Raw genomic sequence first — 14,389 nt, 5'->3', positions numbered from 1 at the left:
ATCCCTGCTGCCCAGCTTGGTCGCCTTCACTGGTTGGCGGCGCCATCTCAGGCCGATTTGGCGTTGCGAGAGTGATTTTAATGACTGGAGACTTTGACGCGGCAAAGTGCGAGATGATTTTTTATATCTCGGTTTTCCGCGCCTTAGCAGGCCGCCTGAGTTGGCAATGGCTGTGCCCGCAGGGGCTGCCCGGACGGCAGCACCCGCCAACATCCTGCCGGGATGCAGGCTGTTGGCGTTGCGGCGACCACAGCATTGGCAACTTAGGGAACACGGCCTGCGCAGCGCAAAGCAGGGAGCTCGCCCACCCGGCGCGAGGGTAACCTCAAGGAGGGCATAGGGCTTGGCGAAAAAGAAAATGTAGATACGGGGTCAGAGCTTAAGCTCTGACCCCAACTCAGTACCACAGCATTGATAACAAAGGGAGTACGGCCGCCTAGCGTGAGGGGTAACCTCAAGGAAGGCAAGTGGCCGAGCAGCGTTTAACCCAATCTTGAGGATCAAACCATGAAAACGCACATCACTCACTGGGTGACCTTGGCCGCCCTCAGTACCTTGCTGGCTGCCTGCGGTGGCAGCGGCTCATCGGGCGATTCCAGCACCGTGGAAGTCGTACCCGAACCAGACACCAATACCGAGCAAGAAAGTACAGTGCCGGCCAGTATGGATGAGCGCAGCCAACTGCTCTTGCCCACCCATATCAACCACCGCCCAGTCAGCTGGATCGTCGACACTGACGATGCACCGCTGGAGCTGGTTAAAAACGAGCAAGGCCAGTTAACGCTGCACAGCCAAGACGTGGTGGAAGACACCCAGGTGGAATTAGTCGCCAGCGATACCAGCCGCCATACCCTAACCATTAAAGAAATCGACGCGCAAAAACTGCCGCCTAAGCCAAAATTCTTTGCTGCCCGCGAAACCATCGAAGGCATTGATACGGATGGCAATGGTGTCCGCGATGAAGTGGAGCATGCACTGTACGAGCTATATGGCGAAAACTTTCAGCTTTACCGTGCGAGCTTATGGAGAGCTTATGGGCTTCAGAGGACAATGGAAGTAGCGAATTATGAGGATCAAGTAGAGCTGACGCATGCAAGAAAGGAATTTCTGAAAATGATTGCTTGCTTTATCAAGTATTCCGGAACTCCTGGTTACGATGTTGGAGATTACCGGTCGAGTATACAATCATTTGTCGCCAATACAGATGAGAGAAGGAATGCCTACCTGAAGTTCTCTCAGTGGTTTTCGACGCAATCCAAAAGGCCTGCCAAGGTGACAAGAGACGAGTGTGAACAATATGCAAAGCTTTAAGTACTTCGCCTTATTAGCTCTAGCTCTGATGGTTCCTGTTGCCGGTGCAGAAACTTACTGTCCTGCTGTGGATGATGATGTTGGGGATAAGCAATCGACCAAAGTCTATTATCTGCCAACTACTTACGCCTCGCCTCAAGAAATTTCCGATATTCTTTTTAATTTGCGTGACGCTAGTTTTTGGGTTGGTGAAGGTATAGTAATTGATGAACTCCCTTCCTCCAACTCTTATACCGGCCCCGGCAGCTCTGAATACGACGGTCTGGCTTTGGCTATTGCTGAAAAGGTATTGGAGCGAGACAGTGCTGCTGCTGGCACAGCCATCGACCCTTATGTCGATAATGTGATCAACTTTTATAATAACGGCATTACCAATCGCCAAGCCGTGGATATCTATCGAGCGGGCACCAACAACGGTATTTCGAGCCAGAAGCGGGCTTTAGTCGTGATGTCAGCGATGAAATGGGCTACGTCATTCGTAGCGAAATGCGAAAAACCATCGAACGCCAACGTGAGCAGCTACAAGAGGGGGTTGAGCAAGTAGAAGCCGATATTATTGCCGGCCATAGGGTCATTCTGATTGGCCACGGTTACGGTGGCTTGCGTGCCAATGCTATTTTTGAAGCGCTAGAGAAGCGTAACCCTGAGTTTTTGCCTTATGTGGCTGCCGTTAAAATGGGCAAAGTCAGTGAGCAAGCCCAATATCTCATTTCTCGGTTTAGCGCCTAGGTTTTCCGCGCCTTAGCAGGCCGCCTGAGTTGGCAATGGCTGTGCCCGCAGGGGCGGCAGCACCAGACAACATCCTGCCGGGATGCAGGCTGTTGGCGTTTCGGCGACCACAGCATTGGCAACTTAGGGAACACGGCCTGTGCAGCGCAAAGCAGGGAGCTCGCCCACCCGGCGTGAGGTATAACCTCAAGGGAGGCATAGGGCTTGGCGAAAAAGAAAACGTAGGTGCGGGGTCAGAGCTTAAGCTCTGACCCCAACTCAGTACCACAGCATGGATAACAAAGGGAGCTCACCCGCCCAGTGTGAGGGTAACCTCAAGGAGGGCATAGGGCTTGGCGAAAAAGAAAACGTAGATACGGGGTCAGAGCTTAAGCTCTGACCTCAACTCAGTACCACAGCATGGATAACAAAGGGAGCTCGCCCACCCGGCGCGAGGGTAACCTCAAGGAGGGCATAGGGCTTGGCGAAAAAGAAAACGTAGATGCGGGGTCAGAGCTTAAGCTCTGACCCCAACTCAGTACCACAGCATGGATAACAAAGGGAGCTCACCCGCCCAGTGTGAGGGTAACCTCAAGGAGGGCATAGGGCTTGGCGAAAAAGAAAACGTAGATAAGGGGTCAGAGCTTAAGCTCTGACCCCAACTCAGTACCACAGCATGGATAACAAAGGGAGCTCACCCGCCCAGTGTGAGGGTAACCTCAAGGAGGGCATAGGGCTTGGCGAAAAAGAAAACGTAGATGCGGGGTCAGAGCTTAAGCTCTGACCCCAACTCAGTACCACAGCATGGATAACAAAGGGAGCTCACCCGCCCGGCATGAGGGATAACCTCAAGGAGGGCATAGGGCTTGGCGAAAAAGAAAACGTAGATGCGGGGTCAGAGCTTAAGCTCTGACCCCAACTCAGTACCACGGCATTGACAACAAAGGGAGCTCGCCCGCCCAGCGCGAGGGATAACCTCAACGAGGGTAACTGGCCGAGCAGCGTTTAACCCAATCTTGAGGATCAAATAATGAAAAAGCACAGTACAGAACTGTGCAGAATTATTCGGAGGTGCTTAATTATGCAGACTTAACCACTCCAATAAGCGCTCGCTAACCTCATCGGGTTTGTCATGGGCCAACCAATGGGTGGCATCTGGGTAGGTAATTAAGCGGCCATTATCGGTGCGTTGTTGGCTGTTTTGGGCCATAGCGAGTGTTAACGCTAAATCTTTTTCGCCCCATAAAATCTGTGTGGGCGCGCTCACTATGGCTTTGCCGGAGATTTTAGGACGATGGCGCAGCATGGCGCGGTAATAATTTAAGCTGGCGGTGAGTGCACCGGGGATGCGCCAGTGTTCGTTCAGTTGTTGCCAGTCTTGCGGCTGGTAAGCGCCAGGGGTGCTGGTGTTTTTAATGGCATTGGCGAGCATGCGGTAGTTGCCCAAACGAATTGCCCACTCGGGCAGCCAAGGCAGTTGAAAAAAGAAAATATACCAGCTCTTTAAAAGTTGTTGGGGCGAGCTGCGCAGCTGCGATAAAAACGCTCTGGGGTGCGGGGCATTTAAAATGCTTAAGCTCAGCAGTTCATCGCTGTAATGAATGCCAAACCACCAGGCAATGGCGCCACCCCAGTCATGACCGACCAAGTGACAGCGGCTGGCACCGGCATCTCGCATAACGGCGCGCACATCGTCGCAAATCATATCCATGCGATAGTCTGCGATGCGTTTGGGTTTATCTGAGTGGCCATAGCCCAGCATATTGGGCACCAGTACGCGATACCCGGCGCTTAGCAGCGGTTCTATTTGCTCTCGCCAAGTCGCCCAGCATTCGGGAAAGCCATGCAACAAAATCACCAGCGGTGCATCGGCGTCGCCATAGCAACGGGTTTCTAGTTGCCGGCCATGGCGACCCAGTTGCTGAATGCTTGCGCTGGGAGCCTGCTTTGCACTGATAATTTCAGATTGAGTATTGGCGTCAGGCTGGGCATTGGTGGTCATGGCAGGTTCCTGTGCTCGCTTATTGAAACTGCACCAGCCCCATTAGGCTGGCCACTGCCAGCAGCATAATGGCCAAGGCTAAACCTTGTAAGGTCAATCGCAGCCAGGTGGGCCGGCGCATATAGGCTTGGTGCCAGGGCAATAAAGTCACATGGCCAAAGGGGCCGACGGCCAGGCGCAGCATCCAAACAATCACTGCTATGACTAGGGCTGTCAACACTACTGGCGTCGCCAGTGCGCCGTCAAACGGCAGAGTTAGCACAATCAGTTCTCCACAGAGTTAAAACGCTGGGCCATAGTGTGACAGTTTTGCTGGTTTAGTGCTTCTTCGGCGCTGAATGCCTCAAGCTGCTGGCATTGCGCCAAGAGTTGTTGAATGCGTATTTGATGCTCGTCTTCATCCAGCCGGGACAGGCCGCGAGCGAACTCGTAATAAATCACGGGTAGATGTGCTTCAAGGGCCAAGGCTTGTTCAAATGCGGCCATGGCGCGGGCATCGGTTGAGCCATAGGTGATGCGGCCTACGAAAGAGCCAACACGTTCTACCACGCCGGCGTGTAGGCCGCCCAATGTGGCGGGGTAGAGCGGCGATGCGGGCGCTTCCTGTTGCAATTGCAGCAGCCGCTCGCGGGTGTCATCCAATAGGCCAGAAGAGGCGGCAGCACTGGTGCTTAACAGCTCCAGCGTGCGTGCTTGCGCATACGCCAGGCCAAAGCGGGCAAACCTGTGCTCGGGTGCCAGTGGCAACAGCTGACGTGATTGCTCACTGACTTGGCGAAAGCCTTCCAGCTTGGCGCTTTTATTGGTTTCTAGCAATGTTAAATACATCAGGCGTGAATACAGCGCCGGAATATTGCCCACAGGCCCTAATTCCACACCCAGCTCATAGGCCTTTTGAAACTGGCCGCTAAAATGTAGGCGCCATACCTGTTGCATGGCGGTTGCTAGAGGTTGCCATTGCTTCTGCGCTAAGGCCTTTAGCGCCGGATGAGCGTGCGCTTGTTGTGCCTGTTCTAGCATGCGTTGCTGGAGTTTGGGGTAGCGTTGCAACAATGCTTGCAGCTGTGCCTGATCAGGGAAATCCAGCTGGCTGGCTTGGGTTAGCTGTGGCCAATATTGCTGCAGGCGCTGGCCGGAATAGTCGAATCTGGGTAGGTTTTCAGGGTAGGGCTGCCAAGGCTCAGCAGAGCTGGGCAAACAGATCGCCATCAAGGCAGCCATTCGTAACAGCAGTGGGCGCATATTTGTTACCGAGCGAACTATATATGGCCCGTCAGTATAACGACCGAAGCTGTCCTGTTAGGGTGCTATCGAGCCAGGCTAAAAGGCATTGCCCGGCTGCACGCCCAGTTTTTTCAAAATCATCGCCAGAGGGCAAAATCCTGTGAACGCCGCTTGCAGCATGTTCAGGCCAACGAAGCCTGTGAACCACAGCCAGTAAGGGCTATGCAGGTGTGACAGAAGTAGGCTGATAATAACAAAGCTGCCGGCAGTGGCGAGTACAAAGCGGTCGACATTCATAGCGATTTCCTCAATAGAATCTTTATATTCCAATGTAGTTATATTTAGGTGGGGCGTCCAGTTATATCTGCAACTACGGTACGACTATGCTGGCAGCTTTTCATGCTTCCTCTATATGCCATCTCTGCATGCCATCTTTGCATGCCATCTCTGCATAAAGGTATCGCCGCGTCGGAGGCAGGAAGTGGGCGCAGTAACAGCACGCAGATAGTTTGCCAACAGCCTGTTATACTGCGCCCCTTGTTTTAACCAACGATAACGCGACCGATATGAAAAGCTCAGAGATACGTCAGAAGTTCCTCGACTTCTTTGCCTCCAAAGGGCACGAAGTGGTGGCCTCCAGTCCCCTGATTCCGGGAAATGACCCGACTTTGCTGTTCACCGCCGCCGGTATGGTGCAGTTCAAAGACGTATTTCTCGGTGAAGATCAGCGCAGCTATACCCGTGCTACCAGTTCGCAGCGCTGCTTGCGTGCGGGCGGTAAGCACAACGATTTAGAAAACGTCGGTTACACCGCACGTCACCACACCTTCTTTGAAATGCTGGGTAACTTTAGCTTTGGCGATTACTTCAAAGAAGACGCGATTAAGTTTGCCTGGGAGTGCTTAACCTCCGAGCAGTGGCTCAACCTGCCAGTCGAAAAGCTGTTGGTCACTGTGTACGCCGACGACGATGAAGCCTACAACTTGTGGCATGAAAAAATCGGCCTGCCGGCAGAAAAAATTATTCGCATTGGCGATAACAAAGGCAGCCGCTACGCCTCAGATAACTTCTGGCAAATGGGTGACACCGGCCCGTGCGGTCCGTGCACCGAAATCTTCTATGATCACGGCGAGCACATTTGGGGTGGCCCTCCAGGCTCGCCAGAAGAAGACGGCGATCGCTTTATTGAAATCTGGAACATCGTTTTCATGCAGTTCGACCGTCAGGCCGATGGCGAGATGAAACCGTTGCCCAAGCCTTCGGTGGATACCGGCATGGGCTTGGAGCGCATCGCCGCCATCATGCAGGGCGTGCACAGCAACTATGAAATCGACGTATTTCAGTCGCTGTTAACGGCTGCAGGTGAGCTAACCGGCTGCAAAGACACAGAAAACAAATCCCTGCGGGTGATTGCCGACCATATTCGCTCTACTGGCTTTATGATCATTGATGGCGTATTGCCCTCCAATGAAGGCCGTGGCTATGTACTGCGCCGCATTATTCGCCGCGCCATTCGTCACGGCCATATGCTGGGCGCGCCACTGGGCTTTTTCCATAAGTTGTACCCGGCGTTGGTTGCGCAAATGGGCGACGCCTACCCAGAACTGGCCAACTTGCAGGAGCATGTGCAAAAAGTGCTGCGTCTGGAAGAAGAGCAGTTTGCCAAAACTCTGGACAAAGGCATGGCCATTTTGAACGAGGCCATTGCTGAGCTGGAAGGCGATACCATTCCGGGCGATACCGTCTTTAAGTTGTACGACACCTTTGGCTTCCCGTTCGATTTGACCGCCGATGTGGCGCGTGAAAAAGAACTGAAAGTCGACGAAGAAGGCTTTAATGCCGCCATGGAAAAGCAGCGCGAAACCGCGCGCGGTGCCAGCAACTTTGGTGCGGTGGCGAGCAAAGGCCTGAACATCGACGGCGAAACCCAGTTCCTCGGTTATAGCCAGCTGGAAAACCAGGGCCAGGTCAAAGCGCTGTTTAAAGACGGTGCTGCCGTCGACAGCCTGAGCGCAGGCGATGAAGCCATTTTGGTGTTGGATGAAACCGCGTTTTACGCCGAAAGCGGCGGCCAAGCCGGCGATACGGGCTTCCTCAAAGCCGATGGCGTGGTGTTCCAAGTAAAAGACACCCGCAAAGAGGGCAAAAACCATTTGCACCAGGGCGTGCTGGTGGAAGGCAGCGTCAAATTGGGCGATGCGTTGACCGCTTGCGTCGACGCTGAAAAACGCCAAACCACGGCGCTGCATCACTCCGCAACGCACTTGTTGCACGCTGCTTTGCGCCAGGTATTGGGCGAGCACGTGGCGCAAAAAGGCTCGTTGGTGACCTACGACAAGCTGCGTTTTGACTTTTCGCACCTGGAGGCTGTCAGCGCTGATGAACTGCGCCAGATCGAAAACTTGGTTAACGCGCAAATCCGCGCCAATACCGAAGTCAGCACGCGTTTAATGAACATCGACGACGCCATGGCCTCCGGTGCGATGGCCTTGTTTGGCGAAAAATACGACGACGAAGTACGCGTCTTGTCGATGGGTGAAGACAACTTCTCCGTCGAGCTGTGCGGCGGCACCCATGCCCAGCGCACGGGTGACATCGGCGTGTTAAAAATCAGCGCTGAAAGCGGTATTGCTGCCGGCATTCGCCGTATCGAAGCCGTGGTGGGCCAATACGCGCTCGACTTTATTGCCAGCGAAGAAGCGGCATTAAACGACATCGCTGGCAAGCTTAAAGGCACGCGTGACAGCGCCGCCGACAAGGTAAACCAGCTGGTAGCGCGCAGCCGTCAACTGGAAAAAGAGCTGGAAGCGATGAAAGCCAAACTGGCCTCCAGCGCCGGTTCGGATTTAGCTGGCCAAGCCAAAGACGTGAACGGCGTTAAAGTGCTGGCAGCACAAATGGACGGTGCTGATGTGCCGGCCTTGCGCAACACCATGGACCAGCTGAAAAACAAGCTAGGCAGTGCGGCGATTTTGTTAGCGGCCAATAACGACGGCAAAGTCACCTTACTGGCGGGCGTCACCAAAGACCTGATTGGCAAAGGCAAAGCCGGCGATGCGGTGAAAGCCTGCGCGCCATTGGTGGACGGTCGCGGTGGCGGCAAGCCAGAAATGGCTCAAGCCGGTGGTCAAAAACCCGAAGGCATCGCCGATGCGTTGGCGGCCTTCGAACAGTGGGCAAACGAGACTTTCTAACGCCCAATGACAGCCGGTTCGCCGGCTGTCGGTTTTCTATAGAGTCAGGCTATCAATTGCTTGGCTCTCCTTCCTTGCAACGCCCATTTGTTGTTTAATTAGCGACCTTTTTTCACCGTCGATTAGCATGGCAGCAGTATGGCGCTATACGTACAAAAATTCGGCGGCACGTCAGTGGGCAGTATTGAGCGCATTGAACACGTAGCCGACAAGGTAAAATCGTTTCACCAGCAAGGGCATCAAATCGTGGTGGCTGTTTCCGCCATGAGTGGCGAGACCAACCGCTTAATTGGTTTGGCCAATGATATTAGCGAGCATCCTACGCCACGCGAAATGGACGTGTTGGTGTCGACCGGCGAGCAAGTCACCATTGCTTTGCTGTCGATGGCGCTGCAAAAACGCGGTGTCAATGCACGCTCATTTACTGGCTGGCAAGCGGGCATTAAAACCAACAGCTCGTATATGAAAGCCCGTATTGAAGACATCGACACCAGTGCCATGCGTGCCCAGCTTGACGCCGGCGGCGTGGTGGTGGTGGCTGGCTTTCAGGGCCTGGATGGTGACAACAATATCACCACGTTAGGTCGTGGCGGCTCTGACACCACTGGCGTTGCCCTAGCGGCCGCTCTGGGCGCCGATGAATGCCAGATTTATACCGACGTCGACGGCGTTTACACCACCGACCCGCGCGTGGTGCCTGCCGCCCGGCGCATGGAAAAAGTCACCTTTGAAGAAATGCTGGAAATGGCCAGCTTAGGCTCCAAAGTGCTGCAAATTCGCTCGGTGGAATTTGCTGGTAAATACAAAGTTCCGCTCCGTGTTCTGTCGAGTTTTAAAGACGGAAACGGCACCCTGATTACGATGGAAGAGGATAACTCCGTGGAAAATCCCGTTATCTCTGGTATTGCATTTAACCGTGACGAAGCCAAAGTCACTATCAAAGGCGTGCCGGATATACCCGGTGTGGCATCAAAAATTCTGGTGCCCATCAGCGATGCCAACATCGAAGTCGATATGATTATTCAAAACGTATCGGCCGATGGCACCACGGATTTCACCTTTACCGTTCACCGTAACGATTATCAAAACGCCCTTGAAATTTTGCGCAGCACCGCCAATGAGCTGGATGCACGCGAAGTAACGGGAACCGATGACATCTGCAAAGTGTCTATGGTGGGCGTGGGCATGCGCTCCCATGCCGGAGTGGCCAGCAAGATGTTCAAAACCCTGGCCGATGAAAACATCAATATTCTGGCCATCACCACGTCTGAGATCAAAATCTCCGTGGTTATCGCAGAAAAGTACTTGGAGCTGGCGGTGCGAGCGCTGCACTCGGTCTTTGGTCTGGACGCAGAAGAAGAAACCGCCTGATCCGAACCTTATTAGGGCCTGGTTGGTTTTTGCCGGGCTTTAATAACCAAACGTTCTCAGTTTGCTTGAGGATCTGCTGTCAAACTGGCCATGCTGGTCAATACTGAAGCTGAGCACACTGAGAACGGTACGAACGAAACAGCACCCTAGAAACACACATACATGTCAGGAGTAGACATATGCTTATTTTGACCCGTCGCGTCGGCGAAACTCTCATGGTCGGTGACGATGTCACTGTTACCGTACTGGGCGTTAAAGGAAACCAGGTTCGCATTGGTGTCAATGCACCAAAAGAAGTGGCGGTACACCGCGAAGAGATTTATCAGCGCATTCAGCGTGAAAAGGAAGGTGACGAGCCAAGCGGCAATTACTGATTCCTGTCTCTGAGCCTGGGCGTGCGTTGTTGTCAGTTGCCGCCTGGGCTTGCTCCCCCTCGCCAGGCCCGTCATGGCCCGTTTTGTTACCCGATAGCCCCTAAGCGCTTAATTTTTTTAAAGTTTTCCCTTGGCAAAATCTCAAAACATGGTACTATGCGCGCCGTGTCTTGGAGAGATGGCCGAGTGGCTGAAGGCGCGCCCCTGCTAAGGGCGTATAGGTTTATACCCTATCGAGGGTTCGAATCCCTCTCTCTCCGCCACTTTTCTTTCCCTCTACTTTTCGGGAAAGAGCGTAAATAGGCAGTTGACAGGCTTGTTAACCACCCTATAATACGCGCCCCACGATGATGCGCGCTCGTAGCTCAGCTGGATAGAGTACCTGGCTACGAACCAGGCGGTCGGAGGTTCGAATCCTCCCGAGCGCGCCACTTCTCTTTTTGAGATTTGATATCGTGACAATCTGATGCGCGCTCGTAGCTCAGCTGGATAGAGTACCTGGCTACGAACCAGGCGGTCGGAGGTTCGAATCCTCCCGAGCGCGCCATCTTCTTACTGCTTCGTTCGAAGCAATCGAATTCCAAAACTAAAGTTTTATTTCCGTAAGCTGTTATAGCGCGACGGAGATTCGCACCTCCTTTGGTTCGGTCAATGGCCGGGAGCCATTGAGTCCGCGTTAGCGCCCGCAGGGCTGACGGCAGGACGCCGTCAGGACATTCCTCCCGAGCATCTTCTTCCTGCTTCGTCCGAAGCGACCGATTTCCCAAAAACTATATCTTTTCCTCGAGCTATTGTTGGCGCGACGGAGATTCGCACCTCCCCAGGTTCGGTCAATGGCCGGGAGCCATTGAGTCCGCGTTAGCGCCCTCAGGGCTGACGGCAGGACGCCGTCAGGACATTCCTCCCGAGCTTTTCGGCTACAGCGCGTTTATTCCAGTTTCCTGTGAATCGTATAGCGATTTGGCTACTCCCTATGCCCTCCTTGAGGTTATCCCTCACGCCGGGCGGGCGAGCTCCCTGCTTTGCGCTGCGCAGGCCGTATTTCCTTCGTTACCAATGCTGTGGTCGCCGCAACGCCAACAGCCTGCATCCCGGCAGGATGTTGGCTGGTGCTGCCATCCAGGCAGCACCTGCGGGCACAGCCATTGCCAACTCAGGCGGCCTGCTAAGGCGTGGAAAACCTTGGTGCAGGACCGCGCTTAGAGCAGAGACTGAATGTCTCATTTATGTTCGCATTTGTATTCATAGGCGACAAATCATGGCGCGTTTTACCAACCGGCTTGCCTGTATTTCTGCAGGGTGGTAGCTTAAGTGACAGATAAATCAGTGATCCGGCTTTTAATCGCCAGAACTTTGAAGCGTAGATAGTAGGCAAGCACGTTTTTCCAGGAGGGAACATGAGAAACAAGAAGATATTCTGCTGTGAATCAATGGCTTGGCAGACATGCATCGAATGGTTTTAGCTGGAAAAACAGGCACGCACACTATCTAAGCTGGTAGCTGGAATCGAGTCTTCCATGCATTCAGATAATGAACTAAGACAACTATCAGAAAAAGCATTTCAGAATGCTTGTGAGTTACTAGATGAATCATTGCTCCTTTTTAATGGAAAGCATTTTCCAAGAGCATACGTATTGGCTCATTTGGCCTCTGAAGAACTGGCTAAAGTGCCGATTATTTTCGGCACTAGAGTTCAGTTGAAAGGTAAAGAAAAAATTGATTGGCGCCATTTCAAGAAGAGACTTACAGGGCATCAGGCCAAGCTTCGGTCAATAGCATTATTCGACTACATGAATGATGAAGTCGATCTAATTAGAAATACAGACGTAGGGAGGTATGAAAATCAGCTAGAATTCATTAAAAAATATGATCTGTTAAAGAATATAGGTCTTTATTCCGGTTATTATGAAAATACAGTATTCAAGCCAAGCGAGCAGTTTGACTCGGAACTAGCGGAGTCAATGATCAATTTGACGAAAGGACGTCTTGAGTGCTTGAAGACAAGATGGCTTGATATGATCTCTGGTGAGATAACTGAAAACGGTTATAAAACCCACAAGGTAATAAGTGATATTTTAAATGAAGCCGAAGACGGCTAACAAATACAAGCACAATCGTCCATGCAAAAAACGCATGGAATCGACCTCGTTACCGATCGGCATGTGTTGGCTATCCGAGAAAATGTCCGTTGAGACACGGGAGAAACATGAAAGTTTTCATCAGTTGGTCGGGGGAGACCAGTAAAAAGGTAGCAGAAGCTATTCGCGAATGGCTACCGACGGTATTGCAGACAGTTAAGCCTTATTTTACGCCAAGCGATATTGAAAAGGGTACGCGCTGGTCGTCTGATATAGCACAAGAGCTTGATGACTCAATGGCCGGAATATTTTGTGTCACAAGCCAAAACCTCAACAGTCAGTGGCTTATGATCGAGGCTGGAGCTATATCAAAGAAGGTGGAGCAATCGTTGGTTTGCCCCATTTTAATTGGACTAGAGAACTCCGACATTAGCGGTCCGCTTACCCAGTTCCAGACAACTTTGTTTGAAAAGTCTGACTTCAGGCGACTTGTGTCAGACCTGAATAAAGCTAACAAATCAAATGTATTGGAAGAAGGTGTTCTAAACACAGTTTTCGAGAAGTTCTGGCCAGAGCTTGAATCGAGGGTCAAGGGGATAATCGAAGCAACTGGAAGCGGGGATGGTACCGCAACGGATCTTCGGTCAGACCGGGAGCTACTGGAGGAGGTGCTAGATTTATCGCGAGCTTTGGCTATCCAGAAGTCCGGTGGCTTCCAAGCGTATAAAGATCTATTTCGTCTTTTTTCCGAGTTTTTGTCAGCATATTACGTAATATTCGACATGGATTGGGAGCATACTAAGTCGTGTCTTGAGAACTCTGAATATTTCATATCTCCGTCCGGTACATTTATCAATCCAATAGTTGACGACGAAGGGAATAACTGGGGTAACAGGCCTATGCTACTTAACGCATACCGTAATCTTGTTGAATACATTGATAATAATGACATTGACATCCAGGCCAACCTGCACGGTATCTAACAATCGCAGGCACGGCGACGGCTTTTCCGTTGCGGCTTTGCCTGCACTACAAAGCCGCGCATACTGCGGGCGTTAGGAATCAGAATGAAAATTGATCTTCAAAGTATAGGAATAGAGTCTGTTCAAGAGGCAATCGAAAAAGGCTCGTTAGTTTTCAATGAGGAAACTAAGAGTGAAGATTTTAATCGGGCATGTGATCATATTCTTGTTTTGTTAGAAGATTCCTTTCAGTGTTTTGAGCGAGACTCTTGGGGTACGTCAGTATTTCTTTCGATAACTGCAATTGAAGAGGTCGCTAAAGCAGAAGTTGGCCTCTATCGAAGAAATGGGCAAATTCAAGAGGTGAAACGCGGTAAGGATAAGCTTTTTAATCACCAAGAAAAACATCGTATGGCTGTCTTGCCTACAGTTTTTATGGGTGAGCGACTTAGAGATGCGTTAGGCAAAGAAAGGTGCGCAGAGCTGTTAAAAGAAGCGGCGCATGGTGATTTTCGTAATTTAAGAGAATCGGCTTTATATTTCACCAATAGTAATGGTCAATTTGTCACTCCGGCTAATGTAGTAACCAAAGAAAAAGCAAGGGAGTTTTTACTATTGGCGCTGGAAACAGCTGATGACCGCCTTGTTGGTTACACGGGGCACACAGGTGTAATTGAGAATAGAATGGATCTAATATTTAGTGCATTGACCCATTCCTAACAAGCAGCTGCTGTCGGACAATGATCTTGCCCCGCTATCAAAATAATAGAGAAACCATGACCATCGAATTTCATCCTATCAAAGACCCCAACTGTGAAGAAGTGTTCCAGCTTATCAAGCAGGGTTTATTCCCGTATGTCGATGCTGTGTTTGGTTGGGACGATGATTTTCAACGTCAGCGCATTGCGGATGAGTATCAGCCCGAGTGGTTTCATTGGGTGTACGAAGGCGAGGCTAAAGTTGGGTTGGTGTGTTTTAAACCCTATGCTCAGGCCTTGCACTTGAATCTGATCTATAGGGGCAGCCCTTAAATAAGGACGGCTCGCTAAAAGGGCAGTACACAGTAAACGAATTTGATATAGAGCGAGATTAGATGATGATTTGTAGTGGTCTAATTCACCCGGACACCTCGTTAAGATAGTATTCATACCAACCGAGGTGAACG

The 14,389-nt window shown here is 51.7% G+C and carries 14 protein-coding genes and 3 tRNA genes; 13 read left to right on the top strand and 4 right to left on the bottom strand.

The annotated features are described in order from the left end of the window. Positions 1–507: 507 nt before the first annotated feature. From IE090_RS17095 to IE090_RS17085, 3 genes are read left to right on the top strand one after another with little or no spacing between them, the layout of a single operon-like run. Positions 508–1,311: a hypothetical protein gene (locus IE090_RS17095; RefSeq protein ID WP_189390342.1), complete on the top strand. Its 804-nt coding sequence runs from the start codon at positions 508–510 to the stop codon at positions 1,309–1,311. Beyond that, positions 1,289–1,855, top strand: coding sequence for a hypothetical protein (locus tag IE090_RS17090; protein ID WP_189390341.1), 567 nt, complete (start codon positions 1,289–1,291; stop codon positions 1,853–1,855). Before IE090_RS17095 ends, IE090_RS17090 begins: the two co-directional genes overlap by 23 nt. Continuing rightward, entirely contained in the window at positions 1,798–2,040 is a 243-nt protein-coding gene (locus IE090_RS17085) for a hypothetical protein (RefSeq protein WP_189390340.1), read from the top strand. The genes IE090_RS17090 and IE090_RS17085 overlap by 58 nt, the downstream gene beginning before the upstream one ends. A 1,054-nt stretch (positions 2,041–3,094) precedes the next feature. Here the strand turns inward: IE090_RS17085 and IE090_RS17080 are convergent. The 4 genes from IE090_RS17080 to IE090_RS17065 all read right to left on the bottom strand — a co-directional run bounded on the left by IE090_RS17080 (position 3,095) and on the right by IE090_RS17065 (position 5,542). Beyond that, entirely contained in the window at positions 3,095–4,021 is a 927-nt protein-coding gene (locus IE090_RS17080; protein ID WP_189390339.1) for an alpha/beta fold hydrolase, read from the bottom strand. Positions 4,022–4,040: 19 nt separating this feature from the next. Next, positions 4,041–4,283, bottom strand: coding sequence for a hypothetical protein (locus IE090_RS17075; RefSeq protein ID WP_189390338.1), 243 nt, complete (start codon positions 4,281–4,283; stop codon positions 4,041–4,043). Between the two features lie 2 nt (positions 4,284–4,285). Next, positions 4,286–5,263: a hypothetical protein gene (locus IE090_RS17070; RefSeq protein WP_189390337.1), complete on the bottom strand. Its 978-nt coding sequence runs from the start codon at positions 5,261–5,263 to the stop codon at positions 4,286–4,288. A gap of 78 nt (positions 5,264–5,341) precedes the next feature. After that, positions 5,342–5,542 (bottom strand): YgaP family membrane protein, encoded by a 201-nt coding sequence (locus IE090_RS17065; RefSeq protein ID WP_189390336.1) that lies wholly within the window; start codon positions 5,540–5,542, stop codon positions 5,342–5,344. 269 nt (positions 5,543–5,811) lie between these two features. Between IE090_RS17065 and alaS the strand changes: the two genes are divergently transcribed. The 10 genes from alaS to IE090_RS17015 all read left to right on the top strand — a co-directional run bounded on the left by alaS (position 5,812) and on the right by IE090_RS17015 (position 14,255). Further along, complete coding sequence (alaS, locus tag IE090_RS17060; RefSeq protein ID WP_189390335.1) at positions 5,812–8,439, top strand: alanine--tRNA ligase; 2,628 nt, start codon at positions 5,812–5,814, stop codon at positions 8,437–8,439. 138 nt (positions 8,440–8,577) lie between these two features. Continuing rightward, positions 8,578–9,810, top strand: coding sequence for an aspartate kinase (locus tag IE090_RS17055; protein WP_189390334.1), 1,233 nt, complete (start codon positions 8,578–8,580; stop codon positions 9,808–9,810). Positions 9,811–9,989: 179 nt separating this feature from the next. Beyond that, a complete protein-coding gene (gene csrA / locus IE090_RS17050) occupies positions 9,990–10,184 on the top strand; it encodes a carbon storage regulator CsrA (protein WP_094059970.1) in 195 nt (64 codons plus the stop codon). 172 nt (positions 10,185–10,356) lie between these two features. After that, a tRNA-Ser gene (locus IE090_RS17045) sits at positions 10,357–10,447 on the top strand. Between the two features lie 91 nt (positions 10,448–10,538). Next, a tRNA-Arg gene (locus IE090_RS17040) sits at positions 10,539–10,615 on the top strand. Positions 10,616–10,654: 39 nt separating this feature from the next. Further along, positions 10,655–10,731 (top strand) — tRNA-Arg (locus IE090_RS17035). Between the two features lie 970 nt (positions 10,732–11,701). Next, positions 11,702–12,283, top strand: coding sequence for an AbiV family abortive infection protein (locus tag IE090_RS17030; RefSeq protein WP_189390333.1), 582 nt, complete (start codon positions 11,702–11,704; stop codon positions 12,281–12,283). 107 nt (positions 12,284–12,390) lie between these two features. After that, a complete protein-coding gene (locus IE090_RS17025; RefSeq protein ID WP_189390332.1) occupies positions 12,391–13,245 on the top strand; it encodes a TIR domain-containing protein in 855 nt (284 codons plus the stop codon). 84 nt (positions 13,246–13,329) lie between these two features. Further along, positions 13,330–13,944, top strand: a complete 615-nt coding sequence (locus tag IE090_RS17020; RefSeq protein ID WP_189390331.1) for an AbiV family abortive infection protein — start codon at positions 13,330–13,332, stop codon at positions 13,942–13,944. A gap of 56 nt (positions 13,945–14,000) precedes the next feature. Continuing rightward, entirely contained in the window at positions 14,001–14,255 is a 255-nt protein-coding gene (locus tag IE090_RS17015; RefSeq protein WP_189390330.1) for a hypothetical protein, read from the top strand. Positions 14,256–14,389: the final 134 nt, after the last annotated feature.

The sequence above is a fragment of the Bacterioplanes sanyensis genome (genome assembly GCF_014652515.1).
In the GTDB taxonomy this organism is placed as follows: domain Bacteria; phylum Pseudomonadota; class Gammaproteobacteria; order Pseudomonadales; family Oceanobacteraceae; genus Bacterioplanes; species Bacterioplanes sanyensis.
The sequence above is the reverse complement of the archived record's forward strand: the minus strand, read 5'-3'. Positions and strand labels throughout refer to the sequence as shown.

Excerpts from the sequence above, each read along its gene's own strand:
- alaS (WP_189390335.1), top strand. The coding sequence starts at position 5,812 with ATGAAAAGCTCAGAGATACGTCAGAAGTTCCTCGACTTCTTTGCCTCC.
- IE090_RS17020 (WP_189390331.1), top strand. The coding sequence starts at position 13,330 with ATGAAAATTGATCTTCAAAGTATAGGAATAGAGTCTGTTCAAGAGGCA.
- IE090_RS17085 (WP_189390340.1), top strand. The coding sequence starts at position 1,798 with ATGCGAAAAACCATCGAACGCCAACGTGAGCAGCTACAAGAGGGGGTT.
- IE090_RS17095 (WP_189390342.1), top strand. The coding sequence starts at position 508 with ATGAAAACGCACATCACTCACTGGGTGACCTTGGCCGCCCTCAGTACC.
- IE090_RS17065 (WP_189390336.1), bottom strand. The coding sequence starts at position 5,542 with ATGAATGTCGACCGCTTTGTACTCGCCACTGCCGGCAGCTTTGTTATT.
- IE090_RS17055 (WP_189390334.1), top strand. The coding sequence starts at position 8,578 with ATGGCGCTATACGTACAAAAATTCGGCGGCACGTCAGTGGGCAGTATT.
- IE090_RS17030 (WP_189390333.1), top strand. The coding sequence starts at position 11,702 with ATGCATTCAGATAATGAACTAAGACAACTATCAGAAAAAGCATTTCAG.
- IE090_RS17015 (WP_189390330.1), top strand. The coding sequence starts at position 14,001 with ATGACCATCGAATTTCATCCTATCAAAGACCCCAACTGTGAAGAAGTG.
- IE090_RS17070 (WP_189390337.1), bottom strand. The coding sequence starts at position 5,263 with ATGCGCCCACTGCTGTTACGAATGGCTGCCTTGATGGCGATCTGTTTG.
- IE090_RS17025 (WP_189390332.1), top strand. The coding sequence starts at position 12,391 with ATGAAAGTTTTCATCAGTTGGTCGGGGGAGACCAGTAAAAAGGTAGCA.
- IE090_RS17080 (WP_189390339.1), bottom strand. The coding sequence starts at position 4,021 with ATGACCACCAATGCCCAGCCTGACGCCAATACTCAATCTGAAATTATC.
- csrA (WP_094059970.1), top strand. The coding sequence starts at position 9,990 with ATGCTTATTTTGACCCGTCGCGTCGGCGAAACTCTCATGGTCGGTGAC.